25 protein-coding genes are annotated in these 19,493 nt (G+C 69.8%); 2 read left to right on the top strand and 23 right to left on the bottom strand.

Annotated features, from left to right (window positions below; all coding sequences use genetic code 11):
* Positions 1 to 5 precede the first annotated feature (5 nt).
* The 19 genes from IT359_13940 to IT359_13850 all read right to left on the bottom strand — a co-directional run bounded on the left by IT359_13940 (position 6) and on the right by IT359_13850 (position 12,008).
* Entirely contained in the window at positions 6 to 395 is a 390-nt protein-coding gene (locus IT359_13940; GenBank protein MCC6930080.1) for a gamma-glutamylcyclotransferase, read from the bottom strand.
* Positions 396 to 491: 96 nt separating this feature from the next.
* Complete coding sequence (locus tag IT359_13935) at positions 492 to 941, bottom strand: nuclear transport factor 2 family protein (protein MCC6930079.1); 450 nt, start codon at positions 939 to 941, stop codon at positions 492 to 494.
* Positions 942 to 1,039: 98 nt separating this feature from the next.
* Complete coding sequence (locus IT359_13930) at positions 1,040 to 1,510, bottom strand: YbhB/YbcL family Raf kinase inhibitor-like protein (GenBank protein MCC6930078.1); 471 nt, start codon at positions 1,508 to 1,510, stop codon at positions 1,040 to 1,042.
* 208 nt (positions 1,511 to 1,718) lie between these two features.
* The gene (locus tag IT359_13925) at positions 1,719 to 2,045 is read right to left on the bottom strand and encodes a hypothetical protein (GenBank protein MCC6930077.1); all 327 of its coding nucleotides are present in this window, start codon (positions 2,043 to 2,045) and stop codon (positions 1,719 to 1,721) included.
* Between the two features lie 91 nt (positions 2,046 to 2,136).
* Positions 2,137 to 2,628 (bottom strand): hypothetical protein, encoded by a 492-nt coding sequence (locus tag IT359_13920; GenBank protein MCC6930076.1) that lies wholly within the window; start codon positions 2,626 to 2,628, stop codon positions 2,137 to 2,139.
* 24 nt (positions 2,629 to 2,652) lie between these two features.
* A complete protein-coding gene (locus tag IT359_13915; protein MCC6930075.1) occupies positions 2,653 to 3,825 on the bottom strand; it encodes an alanyl-tRNA editing protein in 1,173 nt (390 codons plus the stop codon).
* A gap of 70 nt (positions 3,826 to 3,895) precedes the next feature.
* Positions 3,896 to 4,126: a hypothetical protein gene (locus IT359_13910; GenBank protein MCC6930074.1), complete on the bottom strand. Its 231-nt coding sequence runs from the start codon at positions 4,124 to 4,126 to the stop codon at positions 3,896 to 3,898.
* 261 nt (positions 4,127 to 4,387) lie between these two features.
* Positions 4,388 to 4,876, bottom strand: coding sequence for a DMT family protein (locus IT359_13905; protein ID MCC6930073.1), 489 nt, complete (start codon positions 4,874 to 4,876; stop codon positions 4,388 to 4,390).
* A 59-nt stretch (positions 4,877 to 4,935) separates the two neighbouring features.
* Positions 4,936 to 5,229, bottom strand: a complete 294-nt coding sequence (locus IT359_13900) for a hypothetical protein (protein ID MCC6930072.1) — start codon at positions 5,227 to 5,229, stop codon at positions 4,936 to 4,938.
* 951 nt (positions 5,230 to 6,180) lie between these two features.
* Complete coding sequence (locus IT359_13895; protein ID MCC6930071.1) at positions 6,181 to 6,621, bottom strand: GNAT family N-acetyltransferase; 441 nt, start codon at positions 6,619 to 6,621, stop codon at positions 6,181 to 6,183.
* A 91-nt stretch (positions 6,622 to 6,712) separates the two neighbouring features.
* On the bottom strand, positions 6,713 to 6,991 hold the full coding sequence (locus tag IT359_13890; protein MCC6930070.1) for a hypothetical protein: 279 nt from the start codon (positions 6,989 to 6,991) through the stop codon (positions 6,713 to 6,715).
* A 57-nt stretch (positions 6,992 to 7,048) separates the two neighbouring features.
* Complete coding sequence (locus tag IT359_13885; protein MCC6930069.1) at positions 7,049 to 7,375, bottom strand: YbjQ family protein; 327 nt, start codon at positions 7,373 to 7,375, stop codon at positions 7,049 to 7,051.
* A gap of 83 nt (positions 7,376 to 7,458) precedes the next feature.
* Positions 7,459 to 8,043 carry a hypothetical protein gene (locus tag IT359_13880; protein MCC6930068.1) on the bottom strand — a complete coding sequence of 195 codons (585 nt, stop codon included), beginning with the start codon at positions 8,041 to 8,043 and terminating at the stop codon, positions 7,459 to 7,461.
* 232 nt (positions 8,044 to 8,275) lie between these two features.
* On the bottom strand, positions 8,276 to 9,094 hold the full coding sequence (gene speB / locus IT359_13875; GenBank protein MCC6930067.1) for an agmatinase: 819 nt from the start codon (positions 9,092 to 9,094) through the stop codon (positions 8,276 to 8,278).
* Positions 9,091 to 9,855, bottom strand: a complete 765-nt coding sequence (locus IT359_13870) for a creatininase family protein (GenBank protein ID MCC6930066.1) — start codon at positions 9,853 to 9,855, stop codon at positions 9,091 to 9,093. Before IT359_13870 ends, speB begins: the two co-directional genes overlap by 4 nt.
* 19 nt (positions 9,856 to 9,874) lie before the next feature.
* On the bottom strand, positions 9,875 to 10,429 hold the full coding sequence (locus IT359_13865) for a hypothetical protein (GenBank protein ID MCC6930065.1): 555 nt from the start codon (positions 10,427 to 10,429) through the stop codon (positions 9,875 to 9,877).
* Positions 10,430 to 10,470: 41 nt separating this feature from the next.
* Positions 10,471 to 10,974 (bottom strand): DUF411 domain-containing protein, encoded by a 504-nt coding sequence (locus IT359_13860; GenBank protein ID MCC6930064.1) that lies wholly within the window; start codon positions 10,972 to 10,974, stop codon positions 10,471 to 10,473.
* 102 nt (positions 10,975 to 11,076) lie between these two features.
* Positions 11,077 to 11,556, bottom strand: a complete 480-nt coding sequence (locus IT359_13855) for a hypothetical protein (GenBank protein MCC6930063.1) — start codon at positions 11,554 to 11,556, stop codon at positions 11,077 to 11,079.
* Between the two features lie 47 nt (positions 11,557 to 11,603).
* Complete coding sequence (locus tag IT359_13850; protein ID MCC6930062.1) at positions 11,604 to 12,008, bottom strand: hypothetical protein; 405 nt, start codon at positions 12,006 to 12,008, stop codon at positions 11,604 to 11,606.
* A gap of 242 nt (positions 12,009 to 12,250) precedes the next feature.
* On the opposite strand from IT359_13850, the gene IT359_13845 reads away from it, so the two are divergent.
* On the top strand, positions 12,251 to 12,505 hold the full coding sequence (locus tag IT359_13845) for a DUF4342 domain-containing protein (GenBank protein ID MCC6930061.1): 255 nt from the start codon (positions 12,251 to 12,253) through the stop codon (positions 12,503 to 12,505).
* Between the two features lie 46 nt (positions 12,506 to 12,551).
* Here the strand turns inward: IT359_13845 and IT359_13840 are convergent, their stop codons facing one another.
* Together IT359_13840 and IT359_13835 are read right to left on the bottom strand one after the other, a co-directional pair.
* Positions 12,552 to 14,255 carry a M3 family oligoendopeptidase gene (locus IT359_13840; protein ID MCC6930060.1) on the bottom strand — a complete coding sequence of 568 codons (1,704 nt, stop codon included), beginning with the start codon at positions 14,253 to 14,255 and terminating at the stop codon, positions 12,552 to 12,554.
* A gap of 141 nt (positions 14,256 to 14,396) precedes the next feature.
* Positions 14,397 to 15,245 carry a PAS domain-containing protein gene (locus tag IT359_13835; GenBank protein ID MCC6930059.1) on the bottom strand — a complete coding sequence of 283 codons (849 nt, stop codon included), beginning with the start codon at positions 15,243 to 15,245 and terminating at the stop codon, positions 14,397 to 14,399.
* Positions 15,246 to 15,528: 283 nt separating this feature from the next.
* Between IT359_13835 and IT359_13830 the strand changes: the two genes are divergently transcribed.
* Positions 15,529 to 16,749 (top strand): HDOD domain-containing protein, encoded by a 1,221-nt coding sequence (locus IT359_13830; GenBank protein MCC6930058.1) that lies wholly within the window; start codon positions 15,529 to 15,531, stop codon positions 16,747 to 16,749.
* 146 nt (positions 16,750 to 16,895) lie between these two features.
* Here IT359_13830 and IT359_13825 read toward each other — a convergent pair whose 3' ends face one another.
* Both IT359_13825 and IT359_13820 read right to left on the bottom strand, forming a co-directional pair.
* A complete protein-coding gene (locus IT359_13825) occupies positions 16,896 to 18,146 on the bottom strand; it encodes an ABC transporter permease (GenBank protein MCC6930057.1) in 1,251 nt (416 codons plus the stop codon).
* Positions 18,147 to 18,155: 9 nt separating this feature from the next.
* Positions 18,156 to 19,397, bottom strand: coding sequence for an ABC transporter permease (locus IT359_13820; GenBank protein ID MCC6930056.1), 1,242 nt, complete (start codon positions 19,395 to 19,397; stop codon positions 18,156 to 18,158).
* Positions 19,398 to 19,493 lie beyond the last annotated feature (96 nt).

Here is a 19,493-nt window from a genome sequence, read left to right as displayed (position 1 = left end):
CGCCGTCAGGCGCGCGCGCGATGATCCGGCGGCCCGTAGTCGCCAGTGGCAATCGCGCTCAGCGCGTGCGTGGGGCCGATGTAGGTGTACACCCACGCATCGGCGTGGTCGATACCGTCCGCGCGCACCGTCGCCTTGCGACGCCGGAAGCCGCCCCCCTCGTAGTCGTCGAGGGAAGTGAGCATGTGGTCGACCTTGTTGAGCGGGAGCTCATACAGCTCGCCGTGCACAGTGCCGTCCACGCCGAGCACGAGCCCGGGATACCAATCCACGCGGTAGAGCGCCCCTTCCACCGTGGCGGCGCCAAGGTACGCCGCCGACGACAGCAGCGGGTGCAACCGCCCCTCCCCGTCGCGACGCAGCGATCCGTAGACGAACAACCGAACTGCCGACATGTCTCCCGACTCCCCGCAGTGTGGAGCGGCAAGTTGCGCCGCGAGCCCCTCGCTCGCCACCGGGAAAAGTCCGACGATGGCGAGCCCTTCATCTAGTTACGGCTTGCACCCCTCGGTGCGCCGCGTGTCGGCCAGCGAGAAGATCTTCCACGCCCCGTCGTCGCCGCGCGCGAGCAGGAAGTGGTCGATTCCGCAGTGCACGAACTTGTCGCCGAGGTAGAGGTTGTAGTCGACCCAGACAGAAGCGAGCGCACCGTCGATCTCCACCCGCTCGTTGAAGATGCGCTCGTCGAGCTTCGCGGGGCGCGGCGTCCCCACCGACTTGAGAAAGCCCTCAGGGCTCGACTCGACGGTGAAGCGGAGCTGGCCGTCGCGCCCCTTGGCCACCGTCACCATTCGCAGCTGCGTGTGGAAGGTGGAGCGCACCATCGACGAATCGGCGGCGCGCATCCCGTCGAACATGCGCTTCACCACCGCCATCACCTCCCCCTTGGTGGCAGGGTCGGGGGGCGTCGCCTGTGCATGCGCAACGGCGGCAGCGGCCATCACGCAGAATGCGGCGAAGGTGCAGACGGTGCGGAGTGCGCGGGGTGCGCGGAGTGCGCGGTCTGAGCGGGCGAGGCGGCGGCGCATGGGCTGGGTTCCTATCGCGACAGTTGGTACGTCCCCATCAACTCGGCCTTGGCGAGGACGTGTCGCTCCATGGCCGCGAGCAGCTCCCTCTTGGTCGGCTCCTCGAGCTTGCCCAGCACGGTATCAAGGGCGTATAGCGTGTGGAAGTAACGGTGCCTTCCGATGGGAGGACAGGGGCCGCCGTAGGCGAAGTCGTTCATGTCGTTCATCCCGACGCGCGTCCCCGAGGGAAGCGACTGGACCCCCTCGGCGAGCCCCGTCGAGTCCGGCGGGAGGTCCCACAAGACCCAGTGCACCCAGACGCGTTTGGGAGCGGCGGGATCGGGGGCGTCGGGATCGTCGACGATCAGGGCCAGGCTCCGAGTCCCGGACGGGACGCCGCTCCAGGCGAGCGGTGGAGACGTTTCGCCCCCCTCGCACGTGTGTGCCGCCGGAATGGCGCCGCCGTGGACGAAGGCAGGTGAGGTAAGCGAGAGCGACATCGCGGAGTTATGGACTGTTCGATCGTGGCGCAGCGGTGAGGTGGGCGCCTCGCGTCACGCACGAATCGGTGAGTCGTGGCCGGTGGCATTGAGGAATGGCGCACGAGCGCTCCTCCGTCAAGAAAAAACGCCCCGCTGCGCACGATGCGCATCGGGGCGTTCTCGTCAGGCAGCGATGACTCGCGTGAGCCGGCGACGCCGACCGTGCCTAACGTGGGATGAGCTGAACGGCATCCGCTCCTTCCATCGGCGCCACAGACTTGTCCACACGCATGGGAGCGACCCGAACCGATGGGGAGACCGCCATGATCCCGAGTCGCATCACCGTCGTCACGAGCGGAACGCCGAGCCCGGTCCCCGCCAGCGCCAGGTTGGCCGCGAGGAGGCGGCCAGTCCATCGATTCACCAGCGACCGGTCGCGCGTGATCAGGACGGCGGCGACCGCCGCCCCATTGATGAGCACGAACGCGAGCGCCGAGTACTGGAAGGCACTCGTCCCCACCCGCGCGAGCCAGTCGAGCAGCGCGTTCTCCATGGTGGCCTCTCGATCCACGGGGACGACAACCGCACGCTGGGGTTTGGGGGCGTGCCGCCGTCGTCCGTCGACGTGAGCGCTACGGTAGCACTTATCGCCCGATCTGGCGAGAGGGGGGCTCCGACGCCAAGCGCCGCGACGCCTTGATGCGGCGCTTCGCGTCTCGCGCGCTCTCGCCGGGAAGGCGCGCCATCACCTCCACCGATCCGAAGTAGGCACTCCCCGACACCCGAATCACGGGCGCGTCCGGGTCGGTGCCGTAGAGTGGATCGGGGCGGAACGACACCTCCGCCGCCAGCGTGTTGACAGCGAGCTCCACCCGAACGCCCGGGGGGACATGGATCTCCACCGACCCCATCACGAGGAAGATCTCCACGTGCGATTCGCCGGCTGGAATGCGCGCTTCCCGCAGGTCGGCCACCACGCTCCCCACCATGCAGGCAATCCGGTACAGGCGCGGCAATTCCCAGTCGCCCTTCTGTTCATGGGCGCTGGCGAACGAGGAAATGCCACCGCGCTCGCGCACGAGATGCGCGGGGACGACGCGATGTCGGGAGAAGGGGACGGGGAGCTGTGGTGTCATGGCGGGAATGTCGCGGCGCCGTCGTTAGGCGACGGGAAAGCCGAGGGCGGTGAGGATACCGTCGAGCGCCGCAGCATCGTTGACGGTTCCCTGCGCCAGGCGCGCGCTGCCGCCGCCGCGCCCTCCCGCTGCCGCCAGCGCCGCCTTGAGGAGCTTGCCGGCGTCGACGCCGCTATCGTCCGACGCGGCCACCAGGATGGCTGGCGGACTGGCCACGGTTATCGCGATCGCGCTCTGTGGAAGCGCGGCAAAGGCGAGGGCGAGCGCGCGCGCGTCGTCGGCCTTCCCCGTCGCACGCCGCTCCACGTGCCGGCGCACGCCATCACCCCCCGGGGTGATGCGCTCGTGCAGCTCACGGGCCCGCGAGGCACTCACCTCGCCCTCGAGGCGGCGACGCTCGTTCTCCAGCGAGCGCAGCGACTCGCTTTGTGCGGGCACCACGGTCGCCAACTCGTCGATGGAGCAGGATAGCGCCGCCGCCATGCGCGCCAGGACGTCGTAGTCGGCGCGAGCACGGGCAATCGCGCGCATGCCGCAGAGGAACTCGACGCGCGTCGCCTTTCGGATCTTCTCCACGCGGCGCAGGAGGATGGGGCCGATCTCGCCCGTGGCGCGTACGTGCGTCCCGCCGCACGCGCTCCGGTCCAGCCGATCGATCGACACGATGCGAAGGGTGCCGTCGCGCTCGGAGCGTTTGCGCAGTCCCGAGGCGATCGCCGCCTCCTCGAACGTCACGCTCACGGCGCGGTTCTCGGTCACCGTTGCGTTCGCGAGCCGTTCCAGCTCCTCCAGCGCCGCCGGCCCGATTCCCTCGGCGCCGAAGTCGATCGTCGACGACTCGGCGCCGAAGTGCACGCTGATCGTTTCCCAGCCGAAGCGGTCGGCCCCAACTGCCGACAGCAGGTGCTGCCCCGTATGCTGCTGCATCAGGTCCCAGCGTCGCGTCCAGTCCACCACGCCTTCCACCACCTCGGCGGCCAGCGGCGCCGCGAGAAGGTGCGCCACGCGGTCGTCCTCATCCACCACGTCGGTGACGGCGACGCCGCCCAGCGTCCCCAGGTCGTGCGGCTGCCCGCCCGAGGTGGGGTAGAATGCCGATCGGTCGAGGTAGACGCGGCGCCCCTCGTCGGCGCGGTCCACCACGCGCGCCTCGAAGCGAGCGCAGAAGGCATCGGTGTAGTAGAGCCGGTCGGTCATGCGTGACGGTGCGTGGTAGTGCGTGGCGGAGCGTGAGTGTGCGGGGCGCGCGGAGGATGCGCGCGAGTGCCTAACGGTTCCCGGGTGCGGCGGGGCGCGCGGGAGTCTCGCCGGCGCGACAGCGCACACAGACGATCTTCGCGCCGAAGGCGATGAGGAGCTTGTGGGTGATGGAGCCGTGCAGGTGCTTGGGGCACAGGATGCGCCGGCACTTCTCGCACACGCCGCCCGTGTTGACGGCGAACGGGAGGTTGCACTCGTCGCACTCGGTCCTGAAGATCGACTTCTGGAAGATCGGCACGGTGGTGGGCGGCGGAGGGCGGTGACGAGCGGCGGTGACGAGCGGCGCGAGGAGAAATCTACGGAGTGTTGGCGGTCGTGCAGGCCCGGGGGGTGTGGTTCGCCGTGCGGCTTGGGCTACGGTCGAGGATGTGGGGACGCGGTGCCGCCGCGCTCGGGCGCGGGCGACCCGGCGCTTGCGCCCCTGGGTTCTTGCGCCGCGCCGCCTTGGCCGGAACCGAGGGCGGGGGCGGGGGGGATGGAAGACGGGCGCGGCGATGCGTTAGGCAGTTGGCGCGCGGAACATGAAGTAGACGGCGCCGAGGATGCACAGGGCGGCCCAGAGGTAGTCGAGCTTGAGCGGGGTCTTCATGTAGAGCACGGCGAACGGAATGAAGACCGCGAGGGTGATGGCCTCCTGCATGATCTTGAGCTGCGGGAGGGAGAGGACGGTGTAGCCGATGCGGTTGGCCGGCACCTGCAACAGGTACTCGAAGAGCGCGATCCCCCAACTGGCGAGTGCGGCGATGTACCAGGCGCGCGTGGAGAGGTTCTTGAGATGCGCGTACCAGGCGAACGTCATGAAGACGTTGGAGAGCGCGAGGAGGGCGACGGTGCGGAAGAGGGGCGGCACGACTACGGACGGGGGACGGGAGACGGGAATAGCCTGCCCCAGCGAACGCCGGGGGGGGACGGGAATGGCGGCGCGTTGCGCCGCCGGTAGGGCGTGAAGGCGCCGCGAGAAGGAGGGGCAAAGGCGCCGCCGGCGCATCCCGCCCGATCGATGGGGGGGTGCGCCGGCGCGGGACTACGTGTGGAGCTCGGACGCGACTACTTCTTCTGCGCGTCCTTGAGCCACTTCACCGCGGCCTTGAACGCCTTCTCCTTGCCGCCGTGACCGGCGTCGCCGAAGAACGCGCGGTGCTTGGGGCGCCAGGCCCCTTCCTTCGTGCGATGGTAGCCAACGCGGACGAAGTACCCGTGCGTCCGCGTCGACTCCTGGTCGATGCGGCTGATCCCGGGGACGGAGGTGGCGCCACTCTTCCGCTTTGCGGCCGGCTTCCTGGCCGCCTTGGCCGGCGCCTTCTTCGCTGCGGCCTTCTTGGGTGCCTTCTTCGCTGCCATGTGGATCTGGGGCTGGGTTGCCGGCGCCTGACGAGCGACGGTCAACGACGTGGGACTGAACCAGGTGCCGGGAACGCCCGAGACAACTGCCGAAGAACCTGTCAAGGAAACGGCTATCGGCAACTGCCGGAGCGGCGGGCGCGCCTAGTATACCACCAAATGGGCGAAACCGCCCCCCCTGCCTCACGCGCCGCGTAAGGCAGGACTACCGTTAGGCCGCCCCCGTCACAAACTCGCGTATTCCGGAACGCCTGACGCCCCACCGGGAGCAGCACTTGTCAGGCACCGCCTGACGCGGGGTGCCTCACGCGGGTGCCTGACGAGGCGTGCCTGACGTGGGTGCCTGACGAGGGGTGCCTGACGCTGGTGCCTTACGAGCGTGGGTCACAGCGGCGCCTCACAGCGGCGCCTCACGAGGGTGCCTGACGACGAGGGGCGCTCCCCCTCCCGGCGTCCCGCCTCCGCTCACCCGCTTCCGCTCACCCGCTTCCCGCAGTTGGCAGCCTGGCGAGATACCCGGCAGGCACTCGGCACGCCGCGCCGGCCGTCTGACGGCCGTCTGACGGTTGCCTCGCGGAGGCCCGCCCGCTGCAATTCCGGCAGGGAGCGTTTGGGGGGCGGGAGAGGGCGGCGCCGGCCTAACGCCGGATTGGCGCCGGTCTCGGCCGTCGCCGCCGGCCGGCTCCCGGGTGCGACTCCCCGGCGTCACCCGGCCCCCGCCCCCGCCAAACCACCCGGAACAGGCGCCACAGGGCGACGCGAGCGCAGTTAGCGGCGCGCGCCACCCATCGCGCACGCACCGTTCGCCGCGCGAGCGTCACTCACCGCGCGCGCCCACCGCGCGCGCCCACCGCGCGCGCCCACCGCGCGCGCCCACCGCGCGCGCCCACCGCGCGCGCCCCCCCGCCGCGCAATCGCCCGTCCCGGAAACCACGACGCAGCGTTCGGGATTCAGGGTGCCCCGATGGAATCGGGCGGTGGCGTGTAGCCGGTGATCGGGGCGATGCTCTTCCGCATCAGCCACTCCGAGTGACCCGCCACCACGAAGTCCGTCAGCTCCCCCACCAGCGCGAAGCCGTAGCGCTCGTACAGCGCGCGCGCCCGCGAGTTGAACGACGAGACGCAGAGGAAAACGTTAGGCGATTCGCGATGGCTCCGGCGCTCGGCGAAGTCGAGCAACGCCCGCCCCACCCCCCGCGAACGGAGGTCGGCGCGCACGGCGATGCTGCGGATGTAGCCGATAAAGGCCCCCTGCAGGACGAGCAGGACGAACCCCGCCACCGCATCGTCGGCGTCCAGCGCCACCCACGCCTCGTGCGTCGGCAGCTGCACCGCCGCCAGGCAGCGCGCATGGTCGCGCCCCAGCGTGATCCAGGGATCGGTGGTGCTCATGATCCGCGCGCACGCCTCGGCGTCGGCGGCATCGCGCAACGGCACGATGCGCACCGCGCCGGGCGTCGCAGCGTCGGTCACGCCTTCCAGCTCAGAACTTCTCGCGGAACTTCGCGAAGCTGCCACGAATGTCGTCGGCAAGCCCACGCGCCGCGTCGCCAAGGTCGTCGACCACGCTCCCGTCGCCGTCCTTGTCCAGCCCGGCCACCTTGGCCTTCAACTCGGCGATCTTCTCGTCGAACTGCGTGTCGAGCTTGGCCAGCTCTTCCTTCGCGTCGGCCTTCGCCAGGTGCATCTTCACCCGCAGCTCGTCGCGCTCCTGCTCCAGCTCCTTCATGAGCGCCTGCGCGCGCTCGCTCAGCGATCCCATCGACGTGCCTCCTGTAGTGTGAAGTGGTTCCGCGGCGCCGGTCGCCACATGGCGCCGTCAGCTGCGCGGAACCGGGGAAACGCGGACCGCCGTGCCATAACACAGCACCTCGGTCACGCCGTTCATGATCTCGGTGGCGTCATACCGCACGCAAATCACCGCGTTGGCGCCCAGCTCCTCGGCGTGCGCAATCATCTGCGCGAAGGCGTCGCTCCGCGCCCGCTCGCACAGGTCGGTCATCAGGGTGATGTTCCCCCCAACCAGCGTTTGCAGCCCGGCACCGATCGTCCCGAACACCGACCGCGAACGCACCACGATCCCGCGCACCACGCCCAGCGTCTCGTCGATGCGGAACCCGTCGAGCTGCCACGCCATCGTCACCATCGAAGCCTTCATCGATCCTCGTCAGGCAGGGGAATCACTCGCGCGGTGCCGGCCACGGCCCGCCGGCCACAGGCACACACGTCCTAGAAACGCAGCCCCACGAGCGCCGAGATGAGCGAACGCTCCCGCTGCTGTACCGTGACCGCCGCACCGTCGCCGCGCCAGCGATGCATGCGCGCCTCGGCAAACGGTCGCCAGCGGGCGCCGGCGTAGTCGACGCCGATGCCGCCATGCGCCCCCAACGCCACCCCTGGCATCCCGCTCTGGCCGTATGCGCCGCCGCCGGCCAGCAGGTACGGGGCAAAGTCGCGCACCTCATGTCGGTAGAAGAGCCCGCCGGCCGCAGCCATCGTTCGCGCGGTGCGCCCGGCCACCACCGCCTCGCCAATCGAGAGCGGCGGCGCGGCGCTCTGCGCGAAGAGGAGGTCGAGGCGCACGCCGAGCCCGTTGGTACGCGGCCCCAGCTCGATCGACGCTTGCACCTGCCCGCCAATCTCGCTCCCCGCATGCCCGGCATTTGCGCCACGCGGTAGCGTCACCCCGCCGCCCACGCGAAAGTCCTGCGCCGGCAGCCAACGCGCCGTCCCCGCCGTGAGGGCCAGCGCCGCCATGGCAACCGCGGCGGCAACGACTGACAACCGACCGAATGACCCATGCATGGCGTGCATCGCAGCCCCCTCGTCAGGCGGGCGGCGACATGCGCACCCGTCCCCTCAGTATGGGCGCCGCGTGCGACGGCGGCAATGCGGTCGCTCCCGCTTCTGCCCGCCGTCGTCGCACCCCGCCAGCGCGCGTTCCCCGGCTCCCGCGCGTGCACCCCGCCGTACGGGCGTGCACCCCGCCTCGCGGGCGCCCCGCACCACGGAAGAAACGCGCCGAGGGCTGGCCGCGCGCAACCCGTCAGCCCCGCAGTTGCATCTGCGCCACGATCTCCTTGATGAGTTTGGCGCAGACGGGTGCGGTCACTTCGTCCAGGTCGCGGCGAGGGTTGTACTCGACCAGGTCTGCACCCACCATCGGCTGGTCGATCCCCTGTACCACGGAGAGCACCTCGCGCACGCTGAGCCCCCCGGGTTCGCGGTGCGAGACACCGGGCGCAAAGGCCGGGTCGAGCACGTCGATGTCGAGCGAGAGGTAGACCGGGTGGCGCAGCGCGAACCGATCGCCCGCCACCCAGCGCCGCATGTCCACCACGTCCACGCCGAAACGATCGCCCTGCTCGCGCTGGTGCTGCGTCATGGCGCGGATCCCGACCTGCACCAGTTGGTCGGCGAGAGCCTCTTCCATGATCCGGGCAAACGGGGAGGCGTGCGAGAAGCGATCGCCCTCGAACGACTCATACAGGTCGTTGTGGGCGTCGAGGTGGAGGATGGTGAGGCGGGGGTGGTGTCGCCGCACGGCGCGCAGCACGGGATACGTGATGGAATGGTCGCCGCCCAGCACCACCGGCCTGCGCCCCGCCGCCAGCAGCGCGTCCACCGCCTGCTCGATCGCCGCGCGTGGGTCGTCGTCGCCTAACGCCACATCGCCGGCGTCGTCCCACGCCACGCCGGGTGCAATCAGTTGCAGCCGCTCGCTCCAGGCGTTGGACGCGGTCGATTGCAGCTCACGGCGAATGGCCGCCGGTGCATCGGCGGCCCCGCGCAGGAACGACGACGAGGCGTCATGGCAGACGCCGAGGAGCACCGGGCGCCCGCGCACGCCACCGGGCGCCGTCATTCGTACAGCGCCGCCGGGTCGGCCGCCGCCAGCTCGGTGAAGTAGCCGGCGATCTTCTCCTCCGCATCGCGCACAAAGCGCTCGCCCTGCGCCGCGGTGGAACCGGCGGGGTTCCCCACCCCGGTGTCGTCGGTCACGCTCGGCCAGTCGCGCTGGGCCCACGCCCACCCCTCGCGCAACGCCGCGATGCGGAAGCGCCGCGCCTCCCCGCGCCCCGCCTCCGACAGCGCCCGCACCTGCGAGGGCGCCAGGTGCAGCATCGCGCTCGTCTCCAGCGCCCCCGCATGATCGCCCGGCTCGGCGAAGTAGCGCGACGCGTCGAGCACCGTCCACCAGTTGATGCAGGAGAGGAAGAGCGGCGTGTGCGGTTGCAGCTCGCGGATCAGCGGCTTGAAGTCGTTCCCGCCATGCCCGTTCACGATGACGAACTTGCGCGCCCCATGCGGCTCGATGGCCTGCAGCAGGTCGCGCAGCACCGCCAGCTGCGTGGTGGGGTTGAGGTTGAGGCAGTAGGGCACGCCCCGCTGCCCCGTGTTCACCCCGAACGGGACCGGCGGGAGGACGACGACGCGCCCTCCGCGCTTCCACGCGAGCTCGGCAGCTGCAATCGCCACCTCGCTCGCCTCCACCACGTCGGTGGCGTAGGGAAGGTGCGTGTTGTGCGCCTCGGTGGCCCCCCAGGGGAGCACGACGACCTCGTACCGCGCCTCGCGCACCGTCGGCCAGTGCGACTCGGCCAGGACCCACGGGCGGGTGGACATGCGCGGGGAAGGCAGTCGGTCAGTCGACGCGGGCAATCGCCACGCGCGGAGCCCGCAACAGGCGCGGGGCGTCGCTCACCCCGGATACCGTGACGACAACGTCGATCGAGTCACCCACCGCCCAGGTGGGACCGTCGCGAAGGACGAACTCCACCGTCGACACTCCCGCCTCGCGCGGCTGCTCCTCACGCGCTTCACCACGCACCACCTCGCTCCCGCGCACCAGCCATACGGCATCGACGCCAAGCGCCCCCGGTACCCCGCGACTGCCGGCGTTGCTGCTGTCCTTCGCCCTGGTACTCACGCGGAGGACGGCAATGAGGCGGGCGGAGGCCGAGTCGAGCAACGGCTGGAACGATCGCCACGCCTCCACCTCGAGCGAGAGCGAATCGTCCCCCACCGCCAGCTGCATCGGCGCGGCGAGCAGCGTCTCAGTGCCAGGCATGGACGATTCCCCCGCGCGCGGCGCCCCGTTCGTCTCCGGCGACGACGTGCCGCACGCCGTCAGCGCCAACAGCGCCCCCTGCGTCAGCATCACCCCGCATGCAGCCGCGAGACGGGCGCCGCGCGTCACGCTGGGGCGGTACCCCGATCTCCGCGCGTGCATCATTCCGGTCAGTGACTGGCAAAGACCTTGGTCGTGCCGGTCTTGGTGAACGCGACCACATCGTACTTCTCGGCGCGCGCACCGGGGACTTCCATCCCCGGACTCCCCACCGGCATTCCCGGCGCCGCGATCCCTGCAATGGCGGGCTTCTCGGCCAGCATGCGCTTGATGTCGGCCGCGGGGACGTGCCCCTCGACCACGTAGCCATTCACGATCGCCGTGTGGCACGAGGCGAGCCGCGGCCCCACGCCCAACCGCCCCTTTCGCACCTGCAGCTCTTCATCGGTGATGTCGAAGACCTGCGCCTCGAAGCCGTTTGCCTTGATGTGCTCTACCCACGCCTTGCAGCAGCCGCAGGTGGGCGACTTGTAGACCTGGATGACCGTCTTCGCGGAGGCAGTCGCGGGCACGAGGTGCCGGCGCGTTTCCTCGTCGCGGCGCGCGGAGGCGGCGCCGGCCAGCGTAAAGACGAGGGCGAAGGCGGAGAGGAGGATGATCGACGGACGCGTCATGGACAGCAGGGCAAGTCGGGCGATTGGGCGCGAGGGAGAATGGACCCTAGCCGCGCCGGGGAAGGAGCGCAACCCGCGCTCGAGGCGCCGGGGAGATACCCCTCAGCGTCGCGATTGGTCGTAGGCGATGGTGGCGCCGATCGAAGGGAGGGCGAAGACGAGCGCCCCCATGGTCCAGCACAGCGGGCCGCACTCGCGCCGGTCGCCGTCGTAGCGCCAGTTGCCCACGCGCACGAGCCCGGCGGCGGCCAGAGCGCCTAACGCCGAACCGCCGAGCGCGGCCGGAAACTTCCCGTCACGCCCGATGAGGGCCGGGACAGTGGCCGTGGCGAGCCACGTGCTCGCATACGCCCCCACGTAAGCCGCTCGTCCCGCCTCGTCGTCGTTGGCCCCAAGGGCGCGGGCCACGCGCTTGGTGGCGATCCCCGCACCGAAGAAGGCCACCGGCCCCGCCACCGTCCCGGCGAGCACCTGCGCCGTAACCCGGGCCGAGGAAAGCGATGGCGGATCGGTGCGCGCCTGCGCGAGAGCGCACGGGGGCAGGACGGCGGTCGAGAGCGCGAGCAGACCCAGGAAGCGCACGACGACGCTCCTCCGTTCTCCCGTCTCCCGTCTCCCGTCCGCCCTGCTCACGCCGTCGGGTCCACGAGTTCGATCCCTATCGTCTGCTCCCCGTTGATGAGGATGCGGACGTTGTTGCTCGCCGAGTCCACGGGGACGAGGAAGAAGAACGGGAGCTTTGGGGGGAAGCGCATCGAGAGCCCGACGAGCTTCTCGCCATCTCGAAAGGTCACCTCGACGAGCTTGGAGCCGCGCAGGCGCGGGTCGACCGGGGCGATGTCGCGTCCCTCGACGTGCTTGGCATCGCCGTGCAGCGATTTCACGAAGAAGAGCGCCTTGAGGTCGGCGAGCTTGACCTCGTGCATTCCATCGTCGGTGCGTATGTGGCACTTGGGGCGCGCGGGGTCGACGTCAAGGCTGGTCCCCTTGAGCATGTGCCCCTCGGCAAAGCGCGCCACCACCATGTTGGCCATCGTGTCGTTCTCCTGCGACGTTCGGTCTGTAGACCGGAAGGTATCCCGCGCGCCATGGCGCAGAAAGTCACGCGTGAATGGCCTGTTGTCGCGTTACGCCCGGGCAACGACATCTCGCGGCGATGGCGCAGTGGAACCGTCGCGTCAGGCGAGCCGTAGGGACTGCTGGCACGGCGAAACGAGCCGACCTAGCTTGCCGGCGCAGGCGTTCCGCGCCGGCGTGTTCCCACCGGAGAGGTACCATGGAAGAGATCAAGGTGGCCGGCGGCAACCTCAAGGCCAAGATCAAGGAACTGCTGCACGAGGGGAACGTGCGGCGTATCGTGATCCGCAATCCGCAGGGGCGCACCCTGCTCGACCTCCCGCTCACGGCCGGCATTGCCGGGGCCGCGCTCCTCCCGTTCTGGGCGGCCATCGGGACGGTGGCGGCGCTGGCCACCGACTACACCATCGGCGTCGAGCGCGACCCGGGGAAGTCGGTCCAGAAGCCACAGTAGCGGGCGTGAGCAGCGGGCGTGAGCAGCGGGAATCGGCCCAGTTGCGTCAGCTCCCGCCGCCGCGCAACTCGGCCAGGCGCGCCTCCACCGCCTGCACCAGTTCGCGCATCCCGTCCTCGTCGAAGATGAGGCGGGCGCCGGCGGCGGCGTAGATCTCGGGGAGGGAGCGCGTCCCCCCCAGGGCGAGGGCGCGCTTGTAGCGCTGCATGGTGCCCGCGGGGTCGACCTGTGCGTCGCGCCACAGCTGCAACGCGCCCAGTTGCGCGATGCCGTACTCGATGTAGTAGAACGGGTACTCGAAGATGTGCAGCTGACGGTACCAGCGTGCCACGCGCTCGCGCTCGAGCCCCGACCAGTCCACGCCGCGCTCGAAGCGCGCTCGCAGCTGCAACCAGGCCGCGTCGCGCGCCGCCGCGTCATGCCCCTCGCCGCTGGTGTAGATCCAGCGCTGGAAGGCGTCCACGCTGGCAATGTGCACCAGCGAACTCAGCACATCCTCGAGATTCTCCACCTCCACCGCGCGCGCCTCGGCCGGCGTGTAGTAGCCGGTGGGGGCGGTGAGGTGCGGCGTGACGAGCAGCTCCATCGACATCGAGGCCAGCTCGGCCGCCTCGTGCCCCGTCCCCCGCAGCCAGATGAACGGCTGCCGGTGCGCGGCGAAATCGTGGAACGAGTGCCCCGCCTCGTGCACCAGCGTGTTCACGTCGTCGGGCACCCCCACCGCGTTCATGAAGATGAACGGCCGCCCGCGCCACGGGAGCTTGGTGCAGTAACCGCCCGGCGCCTTGCCCGGCCGGCTCTCGAGGTCCAGGAGCCCGGCGTCGGCCATTTCGCGGAACTGCATCCCCAACTCGGGGTCGAGCGCGTCGAAGATGCGCTTGGCCGGCTCCACGAACCCCGTGACGTCGTGGAAGGGGCGCACCGGGCGGTCGCTCTCCAGCTGCACCAGCGTGTCCCACGGGCGAACCGCCTCCACGCCTAACGCATCTCGCCGGTGCGCCATCAGGCGCTCCACCGCGGGAGCCGCCGTGGCCTCCACCGCCGCATGAAAGCGCGCACAGTCATCCGGCGTGTAGTCGAAGCGGTGCTTGGCCCGGAAGGCGTACTCCATGAAGTTGGCAAAGCCCGCGTTGCGCGCAATCCGCTGGCGCAGCGCGAACATCGTGTCGAACAGCGCACCCAGCTCGGCGTGGTGCGCAAGGTACGCCGCTGCTCCCAGCCGGAAGGCACGCTCGCGCACGCCGCGGTCGAGCTCCTTGAGATAGGGTTGCAGCTGCGGGATGGTGACGCGCACCCCTTCCCACTCGGCGCCCAGCCCACCGGTGAGCTTCTGGTAGGCAGAGCTGTGCTCCTCCAACTCGGCAAAGAGCGGGACGTTCGCCTCGCGAAACACCTCGATGTCGGTGCGGAACTCGCGCAGCACCACCGCCATGTCGTCGCGCGACCACCCCAGCGCCACCAGGCGCTCCGCCAGCCGCACGTTCTGCTCCCCCACCTTGGGAAAGATCTCCGACGACCAGCGCAGGTTCGCCGCCTCCTTGGCCTCGTTGGCGGTATCGCACGTGTAGGCGATCATCGCCAGCGTCCCCGCCTCGTCCACCACCGCGCTCAGCTCCGACCAGCGCCGTAACCACTCCTCGGCGCGATCGGGGGTGAGCTCGACAGTGGCCAGCGCCTCGTAGTACGGCGCCAGCGTCTCCCAGGTGGCCTCGCGGAGGTCGTCGGGAGAGGGAGGTATTTCGATCGGCACGCGGGACTCCTCGGGCTTGCGGTCTGGCACTCTGCGGGCGAACCCCCCACCCTCGAGGGGTCACAAGGCGAAGCGGTAAGCTACCGTCGCGACGCCCCGGCCAGCCACCCCGGCGGCGTGCCTAACGTGAGAGTGCGCGCGCTACATCCCGCGTGGCGCCGAACCCGCCAGCCGCGTGAGGTGCGAGCGCAGACGAGTCATCGAGCGCGGGATCTCGCGCAGCAGGCGCGGCACATCGGCTGTTGCCGCCAGCTCGTTTGTCTCCGCCGCCAGACCGGCAATCGCCTCGGTCAACGGATCCTCGGCGCTCATGGCCGGGAGCAACATCTCATACTGGCGCATGACCTTGTCCAGCTCGGCGAAGCCGAGGGCAAGGAGGCGCAGCTCGCGCTCCGCCGCCACCGCCGGCTCCTCGTGCGCGTCGCCTTCGCCCGGCTCGTCGAGCGCGTCGAGCGCGCTCAGGAAGCGGTCGGCGGTCAACGACGTCGACGTCCCGCTGTCGCGGTACACCTCCACCAACCCCGCCAGCTCTCCCTTGGACGTGAAGACCGGCACCGACCGCACCGCCATCGCGCGCCGGCTCTCGTCGGGTAGGCGCACGTGCGCCTCACCCGTCCACGGCGAGCGCGCCTCCACCAGCTCCCGCCACGCGATCTCGATCCCGCTCGGCGAGACCAGCTTCCGGATCGTCGCCGCCTCCGCCCCGCTCACCGCCGGGCGATGGCGATCGAGCAGCGTGAGCGCCGCCGCATTGCACTCCAGGATACGGCCGTCGCCCCCCACCACGAGGACCGGCTCCGAGACCGCCTCCAGCGCCTGCGACCGCACGCGCTCGCCCCCATCCGGGCGGAACGTCGCTTCGGCCGGGGTTGCGCGCGGCGCCGGCGCTGTCGCCCGGCGACGCCACCACGCGCCCACCAGGAGCCCAATGAGCGCACCCGCCGCGAGGGCGAGGACGCCAAGTGCCATGGGAGACAGTGGTTGCGGCATTGCGTGGAAGGTCGAGAAAGGCTCGTCGATCGCGCGAGCGGAGTCAGCAGGCGTTCCGTCGATAGTCTCGGAAGATCAAACCTCTGCTGTACTGACGATTCAGCATCATGAAAGGAGCCTCGCTTCGCCAGCCCTGTCGTGCCAGGCCTGGCTGAGGGGCCAGCAGACCGTCGCGGTAACCATCGCCCGGGAACCCCGGGGAGCCGTGGGCGCGCCGTTTCCAACGCTGCAGGACGACGTGCTGCCGGTCGATACTCGATGAGGCACGCTCCGCCCTCTCTTCATGTCCGAAATCTTCCTCGTACGCCAGCCCGTCTTCGATCGATCCGACTCGGCCGTCGGATACGAGCTGCGTTTTCGCGATCCAGAGGACGGGGGCGACCCGTTCGCTCGCAGCTACCTGAGCGGGTCGTTCGAATTCTTGCGCGGGGGGCTTCCCGCGTACGTGCGCGCCAGCCAGCAGCAGTTGGAGGGGCGGATCTTCGAGGCGCCCGATCCCGGGTCGCTGGTTGTCCTCCTCCCCCCCGACCTCCCGGCCGATGGTGCGCTGGTGGAAGCCGTCGCCGAGCTGGCCAGGCGCGGGGTGACCATCGTCCTGGACGAGTTCGAGCTTCCGAAGACGCCGGGGGCACCGATTCTGACGTACCTGGCGCACGCCAAGGCGGTGCGTGTCGACCTGCGCTGCCAGAATCCGGCGACGCTGGGGCCGATGGTCTCGGCGCTCAAGCGGCAGGGCAAGCGCGCCATTGCCGATCACGTCCTCGACCTGAAGCTGTACAAGGCGTGCCTGTCGCTGGGGTTCGAGGGGTTCCAGGGCCCGCACTTCTCGCGTCCCGAGCCGCTCCCGTCGGCCGAGCTGCCGGGGAGCACCGCGGCGGCGCTGCGCCTCCTGTCGCTGGCGCGCGACCCTAACACGCCGGAGCGAGAGCTGGAGGCGGTGATCTCGTCCGACCCGGGCATCACCTACCAGCTGCTGCGCATCGTGAACTCAGCCGCGTTAGGCGGGCGGGGGATCACGTCGATCGGCCATGCGCTGCGCCTGGTGGGGCGCAACAACGTGGTGCGCTGGCTGGCGCTGGCCTCGGCGACGGCGCGCACGGGCAAGCGCGGCACCGACGACGAACTCGTGCGCCAGGCCGTGCAACGCGCGCGCTTCTGCGAGCTGATGGCGACGCCGCAGACGCGCTTCGACAAGGGGACGCTCTTCCTCATCGGGCTCTTCTCCGTCCTCGACGCCGTCTTCCGCATGCCGATGAACGAAGTGCTGGAGCGCGTGAGCCTGGCCGACGACGTTCGCGCCGCGCTCCTCGACCGTAGCGGGCCGCTGGCGGGGCCGCTGACCGTGGTGGAGTCGTACGAGCTGGGGCTGTGGGAATCGGCGGCCGAGGCGGCCGAGCTGATCAAGTTCGACCCCGCCGCGCTCCCCGGGATCTATCGCGAGTCGGTGCAGTGGGCGGCGGAGCAGATGCCGACGGGGAATGCGCCGGTGGCTAAGGCCTCGTAGGGGCAGAAGACGAGAGGACGAGAAGACGAGAAGACGAGAAGCGGCGCCCCGAGGGGCGCCGCTTCTCCGTTCACGGCCTTCGCGCGAATCCTCTTAAAGTCGCGCACGGTCGCTCTCGTCTTCTCGTCTTCTCGTCCTCTCGTCTTCTACTCATACCTCAACGCCTCGATCGGATCCAGCTTCGCCGCCCGCGACGCGGGAAACAGCCCGAAGAGTATCCCCGTGAGTGAGCTGGCGAGGAATGCAACGGCGATGGCCATGGGTTGCACCGTCGCCTGCAACGGCGTGGCGTTGCGAATGATGGCGGCGACGCTCCACCCCACCACGAGGCCGATGACGGCGCCGATGGCGGTGAGGGTGGCGGCCTCGATGAGGAACTGCCAGAGGATCACGCCGCGCGTGGCGCCTAACGCCTTGCGCACCCCGATCTCGCGCGTGCGCTCGGTGACGGAGATCATCATGATCGCCACCACCCCCACGCCACCCACGATGAGGCCGATCCCCGAAAGCACGATCATCACGAGGAAGAAGATCCCGGTGAGCTTTCCCCAGGTCTCGAACAGCTTGTCCTGCGTGATGACGGCGAAGTTCTCGGGGTTTCCCGGGCGCAGCCCGCGCAGCCCGCGAATGGTGGCCACGACGTCGTCGATCGCCTCGTCGCGCGTGACGCCGATGCGGGGCTTCACGGTGAAGTCGATCCAGTCGATCCACAGGTTGAGGTAGCGGCGCCCGGCGCTGAACGGGACGTAGGCGCGCGGGCTCGGCTCGCTCATGAAGTCACCGGGGCTCTTGTAGATGCCGATGACCTGGAAGGGCGACTTGCTGAGCAGGAGCACCTTCCCGATGGGGTCGACGCCGGTGAAGAGGCGCTGGGCGGCGGTCTCGTTGATGACCACCACGCGGGCGCCGTTGGTTTCCTCGCCCGGCGTGAAGGTGCGCCCCTGCACCACGTCGCCGCCCTCGACCTCGAGCCAGTTGGCGGTATAGGCCACCACGCGCATGCTCGACAGAAGGCGGTCGCCGTACTTGGCCGACGCCGAGGCGCCGGTGGAGATGGTGATGTCCTCGATGGAGGGGAGGCGCTTGATGGCGGCCGCTTCCGTCAGGCGCAACGGCGGGTTGCTGCGCCACTTGCAACTGTCGTCGTCGGCGTCGCTGCACCCCTCGAGCGAGATCGGGAAGCGGTTGACGAAGAAGGTCGTCGGTCCGGCACGCTCGAACTCCTTCGCCACGCTGTCGTTGATTCCCTGGATGGCCGCCGACATCACCACCACCACGAAGACGCCGATGGCGATCCCCAGAATGGTGAGCGCGGCGCGCACGCGATTGGCGCGCAGCGCGTCGACGGCAATGAGGACCCCCTCGCTCAGCGAGGTCACGCGGTCGCGGATGGCCATGCGCGCCTCCTATTCCTGCCGCAGCGCGGCCACCGGGTCCAGGCGCGACGCCCGGCTGGCCGGGTACACGCCGGAGATGATCCCGACACCGGCCCCCACCGTCACGCCGAGGATCACCGACCAAGGCGCCACCGCCGCCGGCAGCGGCGAGAAGGCGGCGATGAGCTTGGCCAACCCGAAGCCGGCGGCAATCCCGAAGGCGGCGCCAATCAGCGCCAGCGTCGTCGACTCGGCGATGAACTGCGACATGATGTCGCGGCGCTTGGCGCCTAACGCCTTGCGCACCCCGATCTCCCGCGTCCGCTCCGCCACCGCCACCAGCATGATGTTCATGATCACGATCGACCCCACGAGGAGCCCGATCGCCGGCAGCGCGATTCCCGCCATCACCAGGAACCCCTGGATCTTCTTCCAGAAGGCGAGCGCGGCATCGGCCGTCTGCATCGAAAAGTCGTCCGGCTGGCCCGGGCGCAGCTTGTGCCGCACCCGCATCACCTGCCGCACGATCTCCATCGTCGCCGCCAGCTGCGTCTCGCTGTTCGCCTGGATCGTGATCCCGTCAATCACCTTGTAGCGATTCACCAGGCGATGCGCTGGCGTCTTGTAGGGGACGATCACGAACTTGTCCATCGAGATGCCGAAGGCGCTCCCCTGCTTCTCGGCGATCCCGATCACCGTGTAGGGAATGCCGCCGATCTTCACCTCGCGCCCGATCGGCGAGACACTCGGGAAGAAGTGCTTGCGCGCCTCCTCGCCGATGATCGCCACCGGCGTCCCGAGGTCGTACTCCTGCAGCGTGGGGAGCCGTCCCTCCTGCAACCCCATGTTCTTGATCTCGAACCACTGCCCGTCCACGCATTGCACGAAGACCTTGCGCGGGTTGGCATACCGCGACTCCACCGTCAGCGCATCCTGCCCGTCGTATGACCAGCGCACGTCGGGCGGGAGCGCACTGGTCACCGGCTCGACGTCGTCCTCGGTGATGCGCGGGCGCACGCGCCACGAGCGCCACTCCGATTCGTCCACGTCGCCGATGTTGATGTTGGGCTGGCGCCGCAGCTCGAACGAGTTCTTGGTGATCAGCTTCCCGACGAGGTCATCTTCCATGTACCGCCCCATCCCGTCGACGATGGAGACGACGGCGATGAGGAACATGACGCCGATCGACACCCCGAACAGCGTGAAGAAGCTCTTGAGCTTCTGCGCGCGGATCTGGGCAACGGCCAGGCGAATCGCTTCCATGAACGACATGGCCGTTCGTACGGGCGCGCCGCAGGCCGGGTTTCGTCGCCCCGCACCGTCGTCTCGTCCCCACTTCTCTTGACGGTCGAGAGGAGGGCTCCTACG

The sequence above is a fragment of the Gemmatimonadaceae bacterium genome (assembly GCA_020852815.1).
Classification (GTDB): Bacteria; Gemmatimonadota; Gemmatimonadetes; order Gemmatimonadales; family Gemmatimonadaceae; genus SCN-70-22.
Note: the sequence above shows the minus strand (reverse complement) of the source record. Positions and strands in the feature narration are given on the sequence as shown.

What these genes read in the sequence shown, in the direction of transcription:
- IT359_13940 (MCC6930080.1), bottom strand. Translation starts at nt 395, where the DNA reads ATGTCGGCAGTTCGGTTGTTCGTCTACGGATCGCTGCGTCGCGACGGG.
- IT359_13935 (MCC6930079.1), bottom strand. Translation starts at nt 941, where the DNA reads ATGGCCGCTGCCGCCGTTGCGCATGCACAGGCGACGCCCCCCGACCCT.
- IT359_13930 (MCC6930078.1), bottom strand. Translation starts at nt 1,510, where the DNA reads ATGTCGCTCTCGCTTACCTCACCTGCCTTCGTCCACGGCGGCGCCATT.
- IT359_13925 (MCC6930077.1), bottom strand. Translation starts at nt 2,045, where the DNA reads ATGGAGAACGCGCTGCTCGACTGGCTCGCGCGGGTGGGGACGAGTGCC.
- IT359_13920 (MCC6930076.1), bottom strand. Translation starts at nt 2,628, where the DNA reads ATGACACCACAGCTCCCCGTCCCCTTCTCCCGACATCGCGTCGTCCCC.
- IT359_13915 (MCC6930075.1), bottom strand. Translation starts at nt 3,825, where the DNA reads ATGACCGACCGGCTCTACTACACCGATGCCTTCTGCGCTCGCTTCGAG.
- IT359_13905 (MCC6930073.1), bottom strand. Translation starts at nt 4,876, where the DNA reads ATGCGCCGGCGGCGCCTTTGCCCCTCCTTCTCGCGGCGCCTTCACGCC.
- IT359_13900 (MCC6930072.1), bottom strand. Translation starts at nt 5,229, where the DNA reads ATGGCAGCGAAGAAGGCACCCAAGAAGGCCGCAGCGAAGAAGGCGCCG.
- IT359_13895 (MCC6930071.1), bottom strand. Translation starts at nt 6,621, where the DNA reads ATGAGCACCACCGATCCCTGGATCACGCTGGGGCGCGACCATGCGCGC.
- IT359_13890 (MCC6930070.1), bottom strand. Translation starts at nt 6,991, where the DNA reads ATGGGATCGCTGAGCGAGCGCGCGCAGGCGCTCATGAAGGAGCTGGAG.
- IT359_13885 (MCC6930069.1), bottom strand. Translation starts at nt 7,375, where the DNA reads ATGGTGACGATGGCGTGGCAGCTCGACGGGTTCCGCATCGACGAGACG.
- IT359_13880 (MCC6930068.1), bottom strand. Translation starts at nt 8,043, where the DNA reads ATGCACGCCATGCATGGGTCATTCGGTCGGTTGTCAGTCGTTGCCGCC.
- speB (MCC6930067.1), bottom strand. Translation starts at nt 9,094, where the DNA reads ATGACGGCGCCCGGTGGCGTGCGCGGGCGCCCGGTGCTCCTCGGCGTC.
- IT359_13870 (MCC6930066.1), bottom strand. Translation starts at nt 9,855, where the DNA reads ATGTCCACCCGCCCGTGGGTCCTGGCCGAGTCGCACTGGCCGACGGTG.
- IT359_13860 (MCC6930064.1), bottom strand. Translation starts at nt 10,974, where the DNA reads ATGACGCGTCCGTCGATCATCCTCCTCTCCGCCTTCGCCCTCGTCTTT.
- IT359_13850 (MCC6930062.1), bottom strand. Translation starts at nt 12,008, where the DNA reads ATGGCCAACATGGTGGTGGCGCGCTTTGCCGAGGGGCACATGCTCAAG.
- IT359_13845 (MCC6930061.1), top strand. Translation starts at nt 12,251, where the DNA reads ATGGAAGAGATCAAGGTGGCCGGCGGCAACCTCAAGGCCAAGATCAAG.
- IT359_13835 (MCC6930059.1), bottom strand. Translation starts at nt 15,245, where the DNA reads ATGCCGCAACCACTGTCTCCCATGGCACTTGGCGTCCTCGCCCTCGCG.
- IT359_13830 (MCC6930058.1), top strand. Translation starts at nt 15,529, where the DNA reads ATGTCCGAAATCTTCCTCGTACGCCAGCCCGTCTTCGATCGATCCGAC.
- IT359_13825 (MCC6930057.1), bottom strand. Translation starts at nt 18,146, where the DNA reads ATGGCCATCCGCGACCGCGTGACCTCGCTGAGCGAGGGGGTCCTCATT.
- IT359_13820 (MCC6930056.1), bottom strand. Translation starts at nt 19,397, where the DNA reads ATGTCGTTCATGGAAGCGATTCGCCTGGCCGTTGCCCAGATCCGCGCG.